At 60.5% G+C, this 17,851-nt stretch carries 18 protein-coding genes; 5 read left to right on the top strand and 13 right to left on the bottom strand.

Annotated features, from left to right (window positions below; genetic code table 11):
• A partial coding sequence (locus BMZ48_RS06185) for an integrase core domain-containing protein (RefSeq protein WP_143383639.1) occupies nt 1-337 on the top strand: 337 nt, incomplete at its 5' end.
• Here BMZ48_RS06185 and BMZ48_RS06180 read toward each other — a convergent pair.
• The 7 genes from BMZ48_RS06180 to soxC are packed head-to-tail and all read right to left on the bottom strand — an operon-like array spanning nt 334 to nt 4,829.
• Entirely contained in the window at nt 334-795 is a 462-nt protein-coding gene (locus BMZ48_RS06180; RefSeq protein ID WP_143383638.1) for a hypothetical protein, read from the bottom strand. The two genes, BMZ48_RS06185 and BMZ48_RS06180, sit on opposite strands and share 4 nt — an antisense overlap.
• A 53-nt stretch (nt 796-848) precedes the next feature.
• Entirely contained in the window at nt 849-1,298 is a 450-nt protein-coding gene (locus tag BMZ48_RS06175) for a DsrE family protein (RefSeq protein WP_091533015.1), read from the bottom strand.
• A gap of 10 nt (nt 1,299-1,308) precedes the next feature.
• The gene (gene soxZ / locus BMZ48_RS06170) at nt 1,309-1,620 is read right to left on the bottom strand and encodes a thiosulfate oxidation carrier complex protein SoxZ (RefSeq protein ID WP_091532960.1); all 312 of its coding nucleotides are present in this window, start codon (nt 1,618-1,620) and stop codon (nt 1,309-1,311) included.
• An 18-nt stretch (nt 1,621-1,638) separates the two neighbouring features.
• Complete coding sequence (soxY, locus tag BMZ48_RS06165; protein ID WP_091533013.1) at nt 1,639-2,109, bottom strand: thiosulfate oxidation carrier protein SoxY; 471 nt, start codon at nt 2,107-2,109, stop codon at nt 1,639-1,641.
• An 8-nt stretch (nt 2,110-2,117) separates the two neighbouring features.
• Complete coding sequence (locus BMZ48_RS06160; RefSeq protein ID WP_200769538.1) at nt 2,118-2,528, bottom strand: c-type cytochrome; 411 nt, start codon at nt 2,526-2,528, stop codon at nt 2,118-2,120.
• 11 nt (nt 2,529-2,539) lie between these two features.
• The gene (locus BMZ48_RS06155; protein WP_091532956.1) at nt 2,540-3,535 is read right to left on the bottom strand and encodes a c-type cytochrome; all 996 of its coding nucleotides are present in this window, start codon (nt 3,533-3,535) and stop codon (nt 2,540-2,542) included.
• The gene (soxC, locus tag BMZ48_RS06150; RefSeq protein ID WP_091532954.1) at nt 3,522-4,829 is read right to left on the bottom strand and encodes a sulfite dehydrogenase; all 1,308 of its coding nucleotides are present in this window, start codon (nt 4,827-4,829) and stop codon (nt 3,522-3,524) included. Before soxC ends, BMZ48_RS06155 begins: the two co-directional genes overlap by 14 nt.
• Before the next feature lie 328 nt (nt 4,830-5,157).
• On the opposite strand from soxC, the gene BMZ48_RS06145 reads away from it, so the two are divergent.
• The 4 genes from BMZ48_RS06145 to BMZ48_RS06130 all read left to right on the top strand — a co-directional run bounded on the left by BMZ48_RS06145 (nt 5,158) and on the right by BMZ48_RS06130 (nt 8,943).
• The gene (locus BMZ48_RS06145) at nt 5,158-5,853 is read left to right on the top strand and encodes an MBL fold metallo-hydrolase (protein ID WP_091532951.1); all 696 of its coding nucleotides are present in this window, start codon (nt 5,158-5,160) and stop codon (nt 5,851-5,853) included.
• A 66-nt stretch (nt 5,854-5,919) separates the two neighbouring features.
• A complete protein-coding gene (locus BMZ48_RS06140; protein WP_200769536.1) occupies nt 5,920-7,632 on the top strand; it encodes a SulP family inorganic anion transporter in 1,713 nt (570 codons plus the stop codon).
• 227 nt (nt 7,633-7,859) lie between these two features.
• Complete coding sequence (locus BMZ48_RS06135) at nt 7,860-8,465, top strand: glutathione S-transferase family protein (RefSeq protein ID WP_091532947.1); 606 nt, start codon at nt 7,860-7,862, stop codon at nt 8,463-8,465.
• Between the two features lie 7 nt (nt 8,466-8,472).
• Complete coding sequence (locus BMZ48_RS06130; protein ID WP_234981542.1) at nt 8,473-8,943, top strand: C40 family peptidase; 471 nt, start codon at nt 8,473-8,475, stop codon at nt 8,941-8,943.
• Between the two features lie 29 nt (nt 8,944-8,972).
• Here the strand turns inward: BMZ48_RS06130 and htpG are convergent, their stop codons facing one another.
• From htpG to BMZ48_RS06100, 6 genes are all read right to left on the bottom strand, one after another.
• Nucleotides 8,973-10,847, bottom strand: coding sequence for a molecular chaperone HtpG (gene htpG, locus BMZ48_RS06125; protein WP_091532945.1), 1,875 nt, complete (start codon nt 10,845-10,847; stop codon nt 8,973-8,975).
• 246 nt (nt 10,848-11,093) lie between these two features.
• Nucleotides 11,094-13,088: an acetyl/propionyl/methylcrotonyl-CoA carboxylase subunit alpha gene (locus BMZ48_RS06120; RefSeq protein WP_091532944.1), complete on the bottom strand. Its 1,995-nt coding sequence runs from the start codon at nt 13,086-13,088 to the stop codon at nt 11,094-11,096.
• A 24-nt stretch (nt 13,089-13,112) separates the two neighbouring features.
• On the bottom strand, nt 13,113-13,925 hold the full coding sequence (locus BMZ48_RS06115; protein WP_091532941.1) for an enoyl-CoA hydratase/isomerase family protein: 813 nt from the start codon (nt 13,923-13,925) through the stop codon (nt 13,113-13,115).
• Between the two features lie 26 nt (nt 13,926-13,951).
• The gene (locus tag BMZ48_RS06110) at nt 13,952-15,121 is read right to left on the bottom strand and encodes an acyl-CoA dehydrogenase family protein (protein WP_091532939.1); all 1,170 of its coding nucleotides are present in this window, start codon (nt 15,119-15,121) and stop codon (nt 13,952-13,954) included.
• 57 nt (nt 15,122-15,178) lie between these two features.
• Nucleotides 15,179-16,804, bottom strand: a complete 1,626-nt coding sequence (locus BMZ48_RS06105) for an acyl-CoA carboxylase subunit beta (protein WP_091532937.1) — start codon at nt 16,802-16,804, stop codon at nt 15,179-15,181.
• Nucleotides 16,805-16,823: 19 nt separating this feature from the next.
• Nucleotides 16,824-17,702 (bottom strand): SDR family oxidoreductase, encoded by an 879-nt coding sequence (locus tag BMZ48_RS06100; RefSeq protein ID WP_091532935.1) that lies wholly within the window; start codon nt 17,700-17,702, stop codon nt 16,824-16,826.
• Nucleotides 17,703-17,851 lie beyond the last annotated feature (149 nt).

Here is a 17,851-nt window from a genome sequence, read left to right as displayed (position 1 = left end):
GCGCTCGCGCGGGCTGCCGCAGGTGATCCGCACCGACAACGGCAAAGAGTTCTGCGGCAAGGCCATGGTCGCCTGGGCGCACGCGCGTGGCGTGCAGCTGCGTCTGATCCAACCAGGCAAACCGAACCAGAACGCCTACGTCGAGTCGTTCAACGGCCGCCTGCGCGACGAGTGCCTCAACGAACACTGGTTCACCCACCTGCTGCACGCCCGGACCGTCATCGAGACCTGGCGCCGGGAGTACAACGAGGAGCGACCAAAGAAGGCATTGGGCGGACTGACACCGAGCGCCTACGCCAGGCAACTGGCATCGGCTACCATCCAACCCGGACTCTAGATCGAACCGCTACTGAAGGTGGGGGGATGTCGTTTCGACTGCGACACCACGTAAGCAGTCAACGCTTCCATGTCCGAGCGTTGGCTGTCGCCATTGCCAAACGTGACCTTGAGCAGTTCGGATGCGGGAATGCCCTGGAGCGTCTCCACACACCAGACGATGCGGGATTCCAGATCCTGGACGCGGTTCGTATCCTTGAAATAGCGCGGCAGCTGCGCGTAGGCGCCGGCTAGAACGCCCTTGCCTAGACCCAGATCACAACCGGTGAGATCGGCATTCTTAGGGCCGCGGCGTGTTTTCCACAACTCCTCGCCGCGCATTTCCCAAAAAACAGCCGGATTGTCATCACCGAACATCGCGCGGTATTCAGCAATCGGGTCACTTTCCTGCGCTAGTGCGATTGAAGTGACAATAGTGATCCCTGCCGCCACGATCCATCTGTATAATTCTACTCTCATCACACTCTCCTTCCCGTGCGCTCCGATGCGCACGCGCACTGCGTGTGTACCTGTCAGGGTTTTATGTAGGCATAGCCTTCTCGTATCTGCAGACGTGCCAACTCAGCTACTCCCGAATCAACGATTTCGACGTCGTCCAGAACCTGTTTGGGATCGACATGCCGCGCGACGAGGGTGTTGTTACATATCTTGAATCTGACTCCGTCGGCCTGCAGCTCTTCAACCATGATCTGGAACGGATAGCCACCGTCGGTTTTTGCTCCCTTGAGCATGAAATCGATGCCCTCGGCCAGACCGACGACCACGATCCGCGCATCAGGATCGGCGTTTAAATGGTTGCGGATGTTGCGCAGGCCACGTTTGGCCTGTTCGAGGCCGGCATCAAAGTGATAAACCACATATATCGCTGATCCAGACCGCGGCGTAGATGCGGCATCGCCTGCATGCGTTGGCGCCCCTGCGCACAGCAGAGCGACCATCCACACCAGCATCGGCAGGCGCACGGCCATCCCCTCAGGCAATCGCCGCTTCGTCAGTGCGCGTGTCGCCGTGATTGTCTTTCCATGTCACGCTGATCGTGTCGCCCTTCGCGGCGCCGGTAAAACGGAATGCGAGATAGGGATTCCGCGACACTGACGGCCCCCATTCGGCCATCAGCACGGTTTTCCCCTTGCAGGTAACCGTCACGGTGTCGATGTAGTGGGCGGGCACGAGTGTGCCGTCTGGGTTCTTACGCTGGCCGGTTTCCATCGGATGGGCCATCAGGATTTTGACATCCACCTTGTTATCGACCATCGTGGCGCGGATTCGCATCGGATCTGCCATGTCTGTCTCCTGTATTTTTCAGCCACCGCATCCACCGAGGGTGACCTTGACTAGCTTCTGCGCGTAGTAATAGCCATCGGCTGTTTGTACCAGCGCAATGATGTTGGAAGTTTCGGCAACCTTGACACGGGTTGCGACATAGGGATCGGTGCCTTCAGGAAAAACGAAGTGCGCAGACAGAACGCTCGGGTTTTTCTCGACCAGAATCGAGATGCTGCGCGTGCCTGCCAGCTTACTTTCGACCGCGACTGGGACGACCGCGCCGTTTTCGGCGATTTCCGGAATCGTCAGCAGGATATCGGTGGACAGTCTCGCGCTGCTGCCCCCGTATGCACCGACCACATCATCCAGTGATTTGGCTTCGAACGCTTTGTGGTTGCGCTCGGCCGCCCACGCCGAGATTGGGCGCAATACGGTAACCGCGACCAGCGCTGCAGCCCAGCGACCGGCAGCAGCGAGGAGATGACGGCGGCTTATTGTCTTGATCATGGCGAACCTCATTCAGCCGGGGCGCCCGCGAGCACCCATGCAACGATTTTTTGTACATCTGCCTCGGGCACGTGTGCATTGGGTGGCATGGGTACCTGCCCCCATACGCCCGAACCACCTACGCGTACTTTTGCAACGAGCTCGGCTGCTGCGTTCTTGTTGCCTGCATATTTTTTTGCAATGTCGCGGAAAGCCGGTCCCACAACGGATCGATCTGCGCCGTGGCAGGCGGTGCAGGCATACTGCTCCGCCAGCTTGGCCGCCTCTGTGCCTGCGGCGGCGGTCAGCGATGGCATTATCAATAAACTCGAAAACCCAAAGATCTTGAGTGCGTGACCAATGGGAATGAAAAAAAACCTCGAGTGCATGGAATCAATCCGGCTGATGTTGGTGGGTGAAAGTCGGAGGAGAAAACGCATCTGCTGTCTATCTATTCGGGTACGCCTCGCAATATCCATTCGACCAGTAGTTGGCGGTCGGTTTCGGGAACGGCAGTCTGCGGCGGCATCGGCACCGCTCCCCAATTGCCTGCACCTCCCTTGACGAGTTTGTCCATCAGCATGGTGCGGGCATCTGCTTGCCCTTGGTATCGGGCCGCAATTTCGCTAAATCCGGGGCCAACAATGCGGTTGGCGAGTCCGTGACACGCCATGCAGCCATGCTGTTGCGCGAGTTGGAGTCCTTGGCTTTTGCCGCCTGCGCTTTTCTCTTGCGCAGATGCCGAACCGCCTGCTTCTCCAGCACCGGGAAAAGCCGAATATCGACGAAAATGCTTGGAGACATCGCCGTAAACCTGCTCGGTGAAACCGGGCGGCAACTGCGAAGTGATTTCGACTGTCTTCTCGCAGCTCTTCATGCACAGGGTGTTGTGCACATCCGGTTTGCCGTTGACTGAACCCATGCCATGGTCACGCGTATAACCGTCGCGGTTGGGCATCACGACTTTGGGGAGCGAATCCTGATCGAGCACCGCATCGGCCGGCAGGATATCGTTCAGGTGCAGCACATAAGCCGAAACTGCATAAGTCTGGTCGATGGTCAGCGATTTGGGCGCATGGAATGGCATCGCGCGGTAGATATAGTCGAACAGCGTCGTCGCATAATTCAGCTTGCTGCCGATGGTGCGCATCGGTGTCGCCGTCTTGAGCGAACCGACACCGCCTGCCAGCGCCATGTGCGGCCCACCCTCGCCAAAAGTGCCGTGGCATGACGCGCACTGCTCGTCATACAGCACCTGCCCCTCAGCCACTGAACCTCTGCCGCGCGGCAAACCTTGTCCGTCCGGACGCACATCGATGTCCCACTCGGCGATTTCAGCCGGTGTGGCTGGACGACCAAGCCCATAGTCCTTGGCAAGCGCAACACTGGTCGTGGCGCTCGCGAGCACCGCTGCCACCCAGAGAACATGCAACTCAGACCTGGACATTGTGTACGTCTCCGCTTGGATCCACCTTCCAGGTCTGGATTGCGTTGTTGTGATAAATCGATCGCGTACCGCGCACTTCGCGCAACTGGCGCATCTTGGGTTGCACATAGCCCGTCTCGTCGACCGCACGGCTCTGCAACAGCGCTGGCTCACCGTTCCAGTGCCAGTCGATGCGAAAACGCGTCAGCGCCTTGGGCAGGATCGGATCCTGCAACTCAGCCGTGCGCCAGTTCCGCCCGCCATCGGTAGAAACATCCACACGTTTGATGCGACCGCGTCCGGACCATGCCAGGCCTGTGATCTGGTAATACCCTTTGTCCAATAGCTTCTGCCCCCCAGAGGGCGAAGTGATCACCGATTTGCATTCCTGGATCCAGGTGTACTGCCGGCTCATGCCATCCGGCATCAGATCGCTGTAATGCAGACTCTCTTCGCGCGTATTCCACGGCTGATCGCCCACTTCGATGCGACGCAGCCATTTCACACTCGAAACGCCTTGTACGCCCGGAACGAGCAACCGCAGCGGATATCCGTTTTCGGGGCGAAGCATCTCGCCGTTCTGACCATAGGCGACCATGACATCGTCGAGCGCCATTTCGATCGGAACCGTGCGGGTCAGACTGGGCGCATCGGCGCCTTCTGCGAGAATGTATTTGGCCCGTTTGCGGTCGAAACCGCAGTCGTCGAGCAAGGTCGACAGCATCACGCCCGTCCATTCTGCGCAGGACAGCATGCCATGGGTGTACTGCACGGTCGGAACCGAGACATTCGCCCACTCCATCGCGGTGTTCGCACCACATTCGATGAAATGGATGCGCGACACCGACGGAAAGCGCAGCAGATCGTCCATCGTGTAGATCTTCGGCTGGCGAACCAGACCATTGATCATCAGACGATGCTGCGAGGGATCGATGTCCGGGCGACCGCCGTGATCGCGCTCGAAATGCAGACCGTTGGGAGTGATGATCCCGAACAGGTTCTGCAGCGGCGTGAACACGACCGATGAATGCGGCGAGGTTGTCAGCCCTGGCGATTCACGGCGTATGACGTGCCGCTCGAACTCGGAAGGCAGTCCATAGGGGTTGGCCCCGACCGGCTTGCCCAGACTCTTGGACCATGGCGGGACTCCAAGCTTGCCGCCACTCTCATCACCTGAAAAGGCGGCCCCACTTACAGCGGCTGCACTCCCCGCAAGCAGTGCTTTGAGGGCTCGGCGGCGGCTGATGTCGGCCGGAGACAAGAAATTCTCGGGCACCGGAATGATGCGTCCAGGCTTGGGCTGCTTGTCCTTCATCGTTCTTCCTCGTCTGCTCCTTGCCTTCTCCTCGCGACAAGATGACGGATCGCACCTGCTTAATAAACTGTAAGGGGTACCGTATATGTGATTACTTATACATTCACGCGAGCTCAGTCAATCAAAGCCACACTCACTACGCATGTCGACGCCGTTTCCTCGAAACCGATCGCTCATGCGGTAGCCAGATGATCGAAATATATACCGGTATGTGTATCAGAGCGAATCGAAAACCAGGCTTCTGAGGTTGAAGCGCAGCCAGCTCAGGCGTACACTGCCAACAGCGTGGAATATCGTTATTCCAAAATCAAATATAGAGGCTCCAGCCATGATTTTTCGGCAATTTTTCGATCCGGGATCGAGTACCTACACCTATTTGCTGGCGTCCGGGCGTGGCCGTGAGGCTTTGATCATCGATCCGGTGAAAGAGCAAACCGCCCAGTACCTCGAGGCGATCGATGCCCTGGGCCTGAAGCTCGTGCGCGCCATCGACACACATACGCACGCCGACCACATCACCGCGCTGGGCGAACTGCGCAACGCAACGGGGTGCATCACCTTGATGGGTGAGTTCACGAAGGCGGAGTGTGTCTCCGAGCGTGTGCGCGAGGGCGATATCCTCGACATCGATGGCGTGCGCCTACAGGCGATTTACACACCTGGTCACACCGACGAGTCCTTCAGCTTCGTGCTCAATCCACAGGCGCCGCGCGCCGTGTTCACCGGTGACGTACTGCTGATCCGGGGGACCGGGCGTACCGACTTCCAGAACGGTGATCCGCACCAGAGTTGGGATTCGATCGTCAACAAGCTATTCCGATTGCCCGACGATACCCTTGTTTATCCGGCACACGACTACAAGGGCTGGACCTCGTCTTCGGTCATCGAGGAGAAACTGCGCAACCCGCGTATTGCTGGCAAGACCGAGGCGGAATACGTCCATATCATGCGCAATCTGAAGCTGCCCAATCCCAAGCTGATGGACGTGGCCGTACCGGCCAATCTCGCTTGCGGACAAAGCTGAAGCGGCGCCATCCACGAAATGGCTGCGTCTGGCAAAGCACGGCGCCAGCGGCAATGGCTGCCTCTGTTGTCCGATCTGCGTCACGGCAATGCTGCTCAATGGCTGCAGGACGGGCTTGCCGGCACCATCACTGCCATCCTGCTGGTTCCGCAGGCGCTGGCGTATGCGCTGCTAGCTGGCATGCCGCCGGAAGTGGGACTGTATGCCAGCGTCCTCCCGATCATCGTCTACGCCTGTCTCGGAACCAGCCGGACACTTGCCGTCGGCCCAGTCGCGGTGGCGGCAGTGATGGTCTCCTCTGCGCTGATTCCGTTCGCACAAGGTGATCCGCAGCGTTATCTGACGGGCGCACTGATCCTGTCCTGCCTCAGCGGCGGGACCCTACTGATGATGGGCATACTCCGCCTGGGGTGGCTGACGAATTTCATCAGCCATCCGGTGCTGTCGGGTTTCACAAGCGGTGCGGCCATCTTCATCATCGCCACACAACTCTCTGCGCTCAGCGGCATTCCGGTGCCGCGCGAAGCGGGATTTATCGCCATCTTCACCGAGCTTGCCCGACATGCGGACAAGCTGAATCCGGCGACGCTGGCATTCGGTCTGACCTCATTGGTGCTGCTGGTACTATCCCGCGATCCGCTCAAACGCTGGCTGACGGCACGCGGCGTCGGATCCGGACAGGCTGCAATCCTGTCGCGAGTGGCTCCGCTGATCGTGGTCGCCATTACCACCATGGCCTCGAGCATCACGGGAGCCCATGATCGCTACGGCGTGGACGTCGTTGGACGCATCCCGCAAGGCTTGCCCGGCGTGTCACTGGCTTTTTTGCAGGCATCGGGCTGGCTCGCGCTGCTGCCGTCCGCTGCTCTGATCGCGCTGATCGGTTACGTCGAAAGTATCAGCGTCGCCAAGGCTCTGGCATTCCGACGTGGTGAGAAGGTCGATCCCGATCAGGAGCTGGTGGCACTAGGCGCGACCAATATCGCAGCTGCCTGCGCCGGGGCGATGCCCGTTGCCGGCGGCTTTGCGCGTTCGATGGTCAACTTCGATGCCGGTGCACGCACACAGCTGGCTGCGGTTGTCACAGCACTGTGGGTCGCACTGTCCGCGTTCTTGTTCACCGGGCTACTCGCCGATCTTCCCAAGTCGGTACTCGCGGCGATCATCGTCGTAGCCGTTTGGCAACTGATCGATCTGCGTGCACTTCTGCACACCTGGTCTTATGACAAGGGCGACGCCATGGCCCAGGGTCTGACCATCGTTGGCGTCTTGCTGCTCGGCATCGAGCATGGCTTGCTCGCCGGGGCATCACTGTCGCTGCTGCTGTTTCTCTACCGCACCAGCCGGCCGCACATCGCCGTCGTCGGCCGTCTTGGCGATACCGAGCACTACCGCAACGTCTTGCGCCATCCAGTGCAGACCTGGCGGGGTCTGTTGCTGGTTCGTATCGATGAGAATCTGTACTTTGCCAACGCACCGCGTGTGGAATCCGAACTCCACCGCCTGATCGTCGAGCATCAGCCTCTTGGCGACGTCGTGTTGATCATGTCGGGTGTCGCCTATGTCGATACCAGCGGCCTGGATGTGCTCGATACGCTGGAGCGCGAACTCGCTGCACAAGGCATCCGACTCCATCTCGCCGAAGTCAAGGGGCCGGTCATGGATCGCCTGATGCATACGGAATTGATCCGGCGCATAGGGGCACATCGCATCCACTTGTCCGCACACCAGGCGGTCTGTGCGATCCGGGGAAACGCCGAACCAGAGCGGTCCCCCTGACCCGTTCATCGTAGAGCCGTCTGTCGTGCCGGACGATAGCGTCACGGCATGCTCCCATGTTTTCATACGCGCATGCTCGCACGTCCAAGTATCGTGATCATCTATCACAGTGCCTGGGAACATACGGCCTGTGCACGACCTGCAAACCGCGCGCCTACTGGGCCGGTGTATCGCAGGTGTCACTCACGGTACGTAGCGACCTCACATAACTTCCACGGTGTCTTCCGATGCGCCTTTATCTGAGCCTGACTTCCCCCTACTCCCGAAAAGTCCGCGTTGCCCTGATCGAGCAGGGCATCGCCGGCCAGGTCGAGGAAGTGATCGCCGATCCCTTCAACCCGCCGCCGGAGCTGCTAGCCGCCAATCCGCTATCCAGGATCCCGACCTTGGTCACGGATCGCGGTGAGGCCTTGCCGGACTCAAGCCTGATCCTCGAGTATCTGCAATCGCGCGGCGATGGAATCGCGCCACTGCCGCGCGGCAGCCGGCGATGGGCTGCGCTACGGCTGTATCGGATCGCCGAAGGCGTCATCGATGCCGCAGTGGCGACCGTGCTCGAAAAACGGCGCCCGGAAAGCATCGTTTACACGCCATTTCTCGATCGTCAGGCGGCCGTCATTCTCCGCGCCGCCGAGGTGTTGAACCGGGAGGCCGGCACGCTCGGCCTAGGAACACCCAGCATCGTCGAGATCACGACCGGGGTCGCACTCGGGTATCTCGACTTTCGCCTGCCTTATCTGGAATGGCGCAAAAACCTGCCTGCGCTCACCCAGTGGTACGAGGCTTTCGCACAACGTCCGTCGATGCAGCAGACCATGCCGCCGAGCGCATAGCCAGCGGGTGAGCGCCACTGCCGTGCGTGCGACCGCCTCCCTGTTGTTACTGATCGGCGCGTTTCTGGCCGGATGCGCCACGGAGAAATCCGTACACATCCCTCCCGAAACACGTCATCGCATCGTGCTTGAAGCTTTGGGCCAAGTCGGCCGGCCTTATCGCTACGGGGGCGCAACGCCAGAAGGCTTCGATTGCAGCGGCCTGGTCCAATACGTCTATGCCCAGGCCGGCATCGTGCTGCCGCGCACGACACGTGAGCAGTATGCGATGGGCAAACGCATCGACGATGACGAACTTGAACCAGGCGATCTGCTGTTTTACCGCTTCGAGTCTGGACCGGTCGATCACGTCGCGATTTATCTCGGCGACGGCCAGGCGGTGCACGCACCGGCACAGGGGCGTGCTGTCATCGTCGCTTCCATCGACCTGCCGTACTGGAAGAAACGCTTCGTCGATGCGGTCCGCGTGCTGCGGTGAGTCGATCCCGCAGCGACGCGTAGCGACCTTCAAACGATGATGCGCGGTTTATCCGGCAGTGCGCCGAGTACGAGTGCATTGAGCCGCTTGACGAATCCGGCCGGATCTTCAAGCTGTCCGCCTTCCGCGAGCACAGCTTGACCGTAGAGCAACTCGACGAGATCAGCGAATGCGGGCTCGTCGGCATTCTTGAGCCGCTGTACCAGGGGATGTTGGCCATTGAGCTCGAATACCGGCCGGGAAGGGGGTACTTTTTCCCCAGCGCGCTTGAGCATTTCTTCCAAACGCCGCGACAGCCCGTGCTCCGGGGCGACGAGACAGGACGGCGATTCGGTGAGACGCGCCGACAGGCGCACCGACCCCACCCGATCGCCCAAGTGCTTGCCCACCCGCTCGAGAACCTCCCGGTACTCACCTTCGAGGCGTGCCTTGTCCGGCGTTTCGATCTTGCTTTCGATGTCTTTGGATACACGCGCGACCGACTCAAGGCGCTTACCCTGGTATTCGGTCAAATGGCCGACGACCCATTCGTCGATACGATCGGTCATGAGCAGCACTTCCCACCCTTTGGCGCGGAAAGCTTCGAGGTGCGGGCTGTTGCGCGCAGCGGCGAGCGTGTCGGCAGTCAGGTAGTAAATCTTGTCCTGATCCCGTGGCATCCGCGCGAGATAGGCATCGAGTGCAATCTCGGCCTTGTCCGGCTGCGCAGTGGAGTAAAAACGGCACAGCTTGGCGATGCGCTCGCGGTTGGAGGCATCTTCGACGATACCCTCCTTGAGCACCGGACCAAATGTCGCCCAGAACAGCGCATAGTCATCAGGCCGTGTCGAGGCGAGATCATCGAGCAGGTCGAGCACCCGTTTGACCAGAGCGGCACGGATTTTCTCGACCGTACGATTGTTCTGCAGGATTTCGCGCGAGACATTGAGTGGCAGGTCGGCCGTATCAACCAGACCGCGGACAAAACGCAGATACGGCGGCAGCAGCTCAGCCGCCTTGTCCATGATAAACACGCGCTTGACGTAAAGCTGCACACCGCGCGCTTGTTCGCGGTCCCAGAGATCAAAGGGAGCATGCCGGGGGATGTATAGCAGCGAGGTGTATTCGAGCGCGCCTTCAACCTTGTGATGCGCCCAGGCGAGCGGTTTTTCGAAGTCGTGGGCGATGTGCTGATAAAACTGTACGTAGTCGTCGTCTTTGAGCTCGCTCTTGGGACGCGTCCAGAACGCCCGCGCTTGATTCAGCGTTTCGGGTTCCCCTTTGTTCTTGTGCAGCCGGATCGGCAAACCGATATGGTCCGAATACCGGCGCACGATCGATCGTAACCGGTAGTCTTCGAGGAACTCCCGCGCATCATCGCGCAGGTGCAGAATGACTTCCGTGCCGCGATCGGTCTTGAACGAGGGTTCGACGGTGAACTCACCCTGCCCGTCCGACTCCCAGCGCACGGCTTCATCCTGATCCGCGCGCTTGGTCAGCACGGTGACCCTGTCGGCGACGATGAATGCCGAATAAAAACCAACACCGAACTGGCCGATCAGCTGCGCATCTTTCTTCTGATCGCCGGACAGTGATTCGAGGAAACGTTTCGTCCCCGAGCGCGCAATCGTACCGAGGTTATCGATAACCTCCTCACGGGACATGCCGATGCCATTGTCCTTCACCGTCAGCGTACCGGCGCCGACATCGGCAATCAGATCGATCGCAAGCTCTCCGCTTCCGAGGAGCTCCGGCCGATCGATTGCAAGAAAGCGCAATTTGTCACAGGCGTCCGATGCGTTGGAAATCAGCTCGCGCAGGAAAATCTCGCGGTTGGAATACAGCGAGTGGATCATGAGGTGCAGCAGTTGCCGCACCTCGGCCTGGAATTCGCGCTTCTCGGAGCGCTGCACAGTCTCGGTCATGTCTCCCTCGAAAAATATGAAGTGGTCGCGGAGGCGGACCGCAGATGCAAAAGCCGTAGCCGGCCTGCGAGCTGCGGCCCGCAACCGCATGGAGCATCCCGGCAAATTGGAGACAGCAGGCGGATTTTCAAGATCTGCTGAGCGGGCGACGCCGCCGCTCAGCAGCTTGGTGAATGCAATCCCATCGACGCACAGTACCCCTGAGGTGATACTGCGGTGCGGCCGGAGAGACTCTTTCGGATGGGTTTATTGGGCCGGGTCCACCTGCACCAGTAGTTGACGGCTCTTGACCTGTTGGCCGGGCTGCACGTTCACGGTGATGACCTTGCCGCCGACCGGCAAGCTCATTTGAAACTCCATTTTCATCGCCTCGAGCACGACCAGCGTCCGTCCTGGGGCTACTTCCTCGCCGGGCTGTACATGCACGGCCACGATCTTGCCGTCGGAATGGGCAAGCAGGCGGCCATCCGAACCAGCCGCAGCAGCCTGCGCGGGCGCCAGGGTGACATCGGTATAGGCGTAGACCTGGCCCTCCGCATCGAGCCAGATGACGTCGCCATCGCGCGCAGTGCGTGCGTATCCGACGACGCCGTCGAACCGGTAGCGGAATGCGTGTTCGTCATGCGCCACCACGTCGATCTGGAATTGCACCTCGCCGATGCGGATGCTGAATTCGTGTCCGTCATGAACGAGCACATCGACGTCGTACTCGGCATCGCGCCATTTCAGACGATAGTCGGCCGGAAATTCATGCGAGCTATGCCAGCCAATGAATTCGCGCGATAGACCATGGGCCTGCGCAAGCCGCAAGGCATCGTCCAGGTAGAGAGCCACGGCCGCGAGCGCGACATGGCGCAAGTTTGGTCTCATCGCCGCCATGCGCTCTTGCGGAAAATAGCGGTTGATGAAAGCCGTTGAAAAATCTCCGCCCGCAAATGCCTCATGGGCGAGCAGGTCGCGCAGATAGGCTTTGTTGTTGACGACGCCCAGCAGTGTCGTGTCGTCGAGCGCCTTGATCAGGCGCATGCGCGCAGTCTCTCGGTTTTCTCCCCAGGCGATGATTTTCGCCTGCATCGAATCGTAGTATGGGCTGATCTCCTGCCCATCGCGCAGGTAGGTATCGACCCGTATGCCCGCGCCTTCCGGCGCCTGCCATTTCAGCACACGTCCGGTCTGCGGCAGATAGTTCTGCGTCGGATCTTCGGCGCACAGGCGCACTTCGATGGCCCAGCCATGGCGGCGCGCCAGCACATCGTCCTGTGTCATGGGCAGCCGCTCGCCTTGTGCGATGCGCAGTTGCCATTCGACCAGATCGACGCCATAGACGAGCTCGGTGACGGGGTGCTCGACCTGCAGGCGCGTATTCATCTCCAGGAAATAGAACTGGCCATCCCGCGCGAGCATGAATTCGACCGTCCCAGCACCCACGTATTTCACCGCCTTGGCCGCAGCAACGGCTGCCGCGCCCATGCGCGCGCGCAGCGCTTCATCGACTGCCGGCGAGGGCGCTTCCTCGATCACTTTCTGATTGCGCCGTTGCACCGAGCAATCACGCTCGCCGAGGTGAATGACGTTGCCGTGTCGATCCCCGAACACTTGGATTTCGACGTGGCGTGCGTCGGTCACCGCTTTTTCGATCAGCAACTGGCCGCTGCCGAAGGCGTTCTCCGCTTCACTGCGGGCAGAGCGGATGGCGGCGAGCAATTCGTCTTCGGTATGCACCAGACGCATGCCGCGGCCGCCGCCGCCGGCCGCCGCTTTGATCATCACCGGCAGGCCGATCTTCTTGGCTTCTGCAAGCAGCGTGGCGTCCGTCTGATCATCGCCCTGATAACCCGGCACACAGGGCACACCGGCCGCGATCATGCGAATCTTCGATGCCGATTTGTTGCCCATCGCCTCAATCGAGTGCGGATCGGGGCCGATGAAGATCAAACCGGCATCTTGCACGGCCTGGGCAAAGGCTTCGCGCTCAGACAAAAAGCCATAACCGGGATGGATCGCCTGCGCACCGGAACGCCGCGCCGCTTCGAGAATGCGGTCGATCGCGAGATAAGATTCTTTGGCTGGCGCTGGGCCGATACATACCGCTTCATCGGCCTCCCGCACATGCAGCGATTCGCGGTCGGCCTCGCTGTAGACGGCAACCGTGCGATATCCAAGCCTGCGTGCGCCGCGGATCACACGCACGGCGATTTCGCCGCGATTGGCGACCAGCACCTTGTCGAAGCGCTTGTTCATCGGTTCTCCGCTTTCTTCTAGTTGCTATGCATTGGCCCATTTCGGCTTACGCTTCTGCATGAAAGCCAGGATGCCCTCCGGCGCTTCCGTGCCGCGCACGCAGGCTGCGAATTTGTGCGCTGCCTGATCGAGCAAGACATCCATATCGCGCTGTGCGACACCGAGAATGATTTCTTTGGTGACGGCATTGGCATGCGGCGCGCACTCGAGCACCTGCTTTAGGGTGTCGGCGAGTTTGACTTGCAGCTCGTCTTCGGCGGTGAAGACTTCGTGCACCAGCCCCAGCTCCAGTGCGCGCGTCCCGCGGAATTGCGCGCCGGTGAGGCACAGACGGCGTGCCTGGGTCAAACCAATGCGCTCAACGACAAAAGGCGCGATCTGCGCCGGCGGCAAACCGCGGGTGGTTTCCGGCAGACCGAACTTCGCCTCGGCATGGGCGAATGCGATGTCCGAGACGCAGGCAAGACCGAATCCTCCGCCCAGCACGGCGCCCTCGCAGATGGCGATGACAACCGCCGGCAATGTGCTGGCCTTGTGCAGCATGCGGCCGAACCTGCGCGAGTATTCGACGATGGGATCCGCCTCGCCCGCACCAGGCGGCTTGAGTCCACCGGCCATCATCTCCTTGAGATCGCCGCCGGCACAAAAATGCCCGCCGGCACCGCGCAAGATAACGGCGCGGACATCCGCACTCGCACGCACGGCATCGAACACGCCCGTCAGCTCAGCAATCATCGTCGGGCTCAAGGCATTCTTTGCCTCGGGCCGATTGAGCGTGACCGTGAGCACCCCGCGCTCGAGGCTCAACTGAAGTGTCTGTGTCTGGGGAAGATCCATGGCCCCTCCGTGCAAAGTCCGCTCAATCAGTTCCTACGGGTCTTGCCACCGAAGCCCAGACGCTTGCTGATGATGCCGAGCATGACTTCGTCGGCACCACCGCCAATCGAATGCAGGCGCAGATCGCGGTAGAACTGGCTGACCGGGTTGTCCCACATAAACCCCTGGCCACCCCAGAACTGCAGACAGCCGTCCGCGACCCGACGCGCAACACGCGCCGTCTTGAGTTTGGCCATCGAGGCCATGAGGGTGACATCCTGCCCAGCGACCAACTCATTGGTGGCCCGATACACCAGCGACCGACAGGCCTCGATTTCCGTGCGCAGCTCGGCTAGCCGGAACTGCACATATTGGTTGTCCAGGATTGCCTGGCCGAATGCCTGCCGCTGGCGGGTGTACTCGACGGTCGTATCGATACACTGCTCCATGGCGATGAGGATGCTCGCCGACAAAAACAGCCGCTCTTCCTGAAACTGCTGCATCTGATAGACGAAGCCCTTGCCCTGCTCGCCGATCAGATGGCGTGCGGGAACACGCACACCGTCGAAGAAAATGATGGCCGTGTCGGAGGATCGCTGACCGAGCTTGTCGAGCTTGGTGCGGCGATCGATGCCCTTGGCATCCAGCGGAACCACGATCAGCGATTTGTTGCCATGACGGCTCCCGGCGACCGGCTCACCCGTGTTGGCGAGCAGGCATATCCAGTCTCCCTGGGTGCCATTGGTGATCCACATCTTCTGGCCGTCGATGACATACTCATCACCCTCGCGGCGCGCGGTGGTCTTGATTGCGGCGACGTCCGAACCCGCCCCGGGTTCGCTGACTCCGATGCAGGCCACCATCTCGCCCGCGATCGCCGGTTTTAAGTAGTTCTGCTTCAGATAATCGTTGCCGTAACGGGCGAGCGCGGGTGTGGCCATGTCGGTTTGCACACCGATGGCCATCGGCAGACCGCCGACGCGGCAATATCCGAGCGCCTCGGCAAATGCCACCTGGTAGCTGTAATCGAGCCCCAGGCCGCCAAGCTCTGCTGGCTTGTTGATACCGAGCAAACCGAGCGCGCCCATTTTCTTCAGGATCTCGCGCGCGGGCCACACGCCGGCCTTCTCCCACTCGGCCGCATGCGGATTGATTTCACGCTCGACGAACTGCCGGGTTGTTTCGAACAACTGTCGATGCTCGTGGGTGAAATTCAATTTCTCTACTCCTTGTTACGACAACCGGGCGACAAGTGATGAACTCACCACCGGCGTCTAGAAGCGCGCGACTCCGTAGCTGTTCGGGAACATCTGCCGCGCCTTGGCCTCACGGCACACGGACAGACACAGCCCCAGAACCTTGCGCGTATCACGCGGATCGATCAGGCCGTCGTCGAACAAACGCGCGGTTGCAGCAAAGGCATGTGATTCTTTGTCGAACTGGTCGATGATTTGCTTGCGCAGGAACGCCAGCATTTTTTCGTCGGCCTCCGACATCTTTTTGCCTTCCTTGAGCCATTTCTCACGCGTGATGATCTCCATCACGGTGGCGGCCTGCTCACCTCCCATGACCGCCGTACGCGAATTGGGCCAGGCGAAGATGAAGTGCGGCCCAAACCCACGACCGCACATACCGTAGTTGCCGGCACCAAACGATCCGCCCATGACGATCGTCAACTGCGGCACTGTGGCATTGGCGACGGCCTGGATCATCTTGCTGCCATGCTTGACGATGCCGCCCTGCTCGCTCTCGGTGCCCACCATGTAGCCCGTTGTGTTCATCAGGTACACGATCGGAATGTTGGCCTGGCAGCAGAGCTGGATGAACTGGCCGGCCTTGGTCGCACCCTTGGTCGTGATCGGACCGTTGTTCGAAATGATGCCGACCTGATGTCCGTGGATCACGGCGCGGCCGCAGATCGTCTGCTGATCGTATTCGGTCTTGAAATCGAGGAACTCGGATCCATCGACGATCCGTGCAATGACCTCGCGACAATCAAACGGTTTGCGATAATCCGGCGGCACGACACCGCACAACTCCTCGATGTCGTACAGCGGCGCGCGCACCGGCAGCAATTCCAGCTTGGGCCGATGCGCATTCCAGTTCAGGTGTCTGACGATCTCGCGGGCAATACGGATGCCATCGATGTCGTTTTCGGCGATGAATTCGCTGGTGCCCGCGATCTGGCAGTGCATCTCCGCCCCACCCAGATCTTCGTCATTGGCGATCTCGCCGGTCGCGGCCTTGAGCAACGGCGGCCCCGCCAGGAAAACCTTGGCGCGCTTGCGCACCATGACGACGTAATCGGACAACCCAGGCATATAGGCACCGCCGGCGGTCGACGAACCGTGCACGACGGTGATCTGCGGAATGCCGGCCGCCGACAGTCGGCACTGATTGGCAAACGTTCGTCCGCCAGGAATGAACACCTCAGCCTGGTAGAGAAGATTGGCGCCGCCGGATTCGATCATCGATACGACCGGCAGCTTTTGCTGGAGCGCGATTTCCTGGATGCGCAGACTTTTCTGCACCCCCCACGGTGTCATCGTCCCGCCCTTGATCGCCGAATTCGACGCCGACACCAGACAGCGCGTGCCGGATACGTAGCCGATGCCCGTGATGATGTTGCCGCCGGCGAGCGAGCCATCCTTATCGTCATGCATCTTGTAGCCGGCGAGCGTCGACAGCTCGAGCCAGGGCGAGCCCCGGTCGAGCATCAGATGCACACGCTCACGCGGCAGAATCTGGCCGCGCTCGTGATAGCGCTTGCGCTTGCTCTCTTCCTCTGCGCGACCTTTGGCCTCAACTGCACGCCAATCCGCGATCAGCTTGAGCATTTCCTCGCGGTATTGCTGGAACTGGGCGCTGCGGGTATCGATCTTCGATTCGATGATGGGCATGGCGGCTCCCTGCAGATGCTTACTCGCCCTGAATCTTGCGCACGGCTTGCGGGACGACGGCGCGATGAAAGCCACGGTAAGGCTTCGAGCGCCGGTGTTCGAGCAGTGGGAACGGACCGATGCCCAGGCTCGTGCCACCATCGATTTTGATGCAGGCCCCGGTGATGAAAGCCGCCGCCTCCGACAGCAGGAAAACGATGGCGGCACTCACTTCGGCCTCCTCGGCCAGGCGCTTGAGCGGCGCAAGGCTCACGAGCTTGGGAATGACTTCGTGAGCGAAGCTGGGGTCGTAATGATCCATACCGCTGGATGCGACATAACCCGGCGCGACCGCGTTCACGCGCACTCCGGAGACTGCCCATTCGATCGCCGCGGTTTCGGTGAAATTGAGCATGCCGGCGCGCGCCGCGCCGCTATGCCCCATGCCCGGCATCCCGCCCCACATGTCGGCGATCATGTTCACGATCGCGCCGCCGTGCTGCTTCATGCACTGGTTGTACACCTCGCGGGCGACGAGAAAACCGCCCGTCAGATTGTTGGCGACGACGGCATCCCAGCCTTTCTTGGAAATCGATGCCAGCGGCATCGGATACTGGCCGCCGGCATTGTTCACGAGCCCACTGACCGCACCATGCTCGTCGAGGATGCGCCGGATCGAGGTCTTGACCGCATCCTCATCACGGATGTCGAACACATAGCCCGCAGCGCTGCCGCCGTCCTCGGTGATCTCGGCGACGACGGCATCGAGCTTGGCCTGCTTGCGGCCGGTGACGATGACCTTGGCGCCGAGAGAGGCCAGCTCATGTGCCGTACACCGGCCGATGCCGGAACCACCGCCGGTGACAATGATGGTCTGGCCACTGAACAAACCGGGACGGAACACCGAACGGTACGGCATGCACGACTCCTGCACGAAAAGCCTCAGCGGTACGGTAATTTTTATTACTAAAGTCGGATGATGTAGATCAACAGCCAGACCGGATTGTAGAGATTTTTTGTGGAAATGAGTATTTCCGATCCCGGCTTGTGAGGAACACTCACCAACGC

Source organism: Fontimonas thermophila, assembly GCF_900113085.1.
GTDB lineage: Bacteria > Pseudomonadota > Gammaproteobacteria > Nevskiales > Nevskiaceae > Solimonas > Solimonas thermophila.
This window is presented reverse-complemented; position numbering and strand designations above follow the sequence as displayed.

Bases quoted from the DNA above. Each gene is read 5' to 3' on its own strand.
- BMZ48_RS06155 (WP_091532956.1), bottom strand. From the start codon at position 3,535: ATGTCCAGGTCTGAGTTGCATGTTCTCTGGGTGGCAGCGGTGCTCGCG.
- htpG (WP_091532945.1), bottom strand. From the start codon at position 10,847: ATGACCGAGACTGTGCAGCGCTCCGAGAAGCGCGAATTCCAGGCCGAG.
- BMZ48_RS06160 (WP_200769538.1), bottom strand. From the start codon at position 2,528: ATGCGTTTTCTCCTCCGACTTTCACCCACCAACATCAGCCGGATTGAT.
- BMZ48_RS06145 (WP_091532951.1), top strand. From the start codon at position 5,158: ATGATTTTTCGGCAATTTTTCGATCCGGGATCGAGTACCTACACCTAT.
- BMZ48_RS06115 (WP_091532941.1), bottom strand. From the start codon at position 13,925: ATGGATCTTCCCCAGACACAGACACTTCAGTTGAGCCTCGAGCGCGGG.
- soxY (WP_091533013.1), bottom strand. From the start codon at position 2,109: ATGATCAAGACAATAAGCCGCCGTCATCTCCTCGCTGCTGCCGGTCGC.
- BMZ48_RS06120 (WP_091532944.1), bottom strand. From the start codon at position 13,088: ATGAACAAGCGCTTCGACAAGGTGCTGGTCGCCAATCGCGGCGAAATC.
- BMZ48_RS06105 (WP_091532937.1), bottom strand. From the start codon at position 16,804: ATGCCCATCATCGAATCGAAGATCGATACCCGCAGCGCCCAGTTCCAG.
- soxC (WP_091532954.1), bottom strand. From the start codon at position 4,829: ATGAAGGACAAGCAGCCCAAGCCTGGACGCATCATTCCGGTGCCCGAG.
- BMZ48_RS06135 (WP_091532947.1), top strand. From the start codon at position 7,860: ATGCGCCTTTATCTGAGCCTGACTTCCCCCTACTCCCGAAAAGTCCGC.
- BMZ48_RS06180 (WP_143383638.1), bottom strand. From the start codon at position 795: ATGAGAGTAGAATTATACAGATGGATCGTGGCGGCAGGGATCACTATT.
- soxZ (WP_091532960.1), bottom strand. From the start codon at position 1,620: ATGGCAGATCCGATGCGAATCCGCGCCACGATGGTCGATAACAAGGTG.
- BMZ48_RS06100 (WP_091532935.1), bottom strand. From the start codon at position 17,702: ATGCCGTACCGTTCGGTGTTCCGTCCCGGTTTGTTCAGTGGCCAGACC.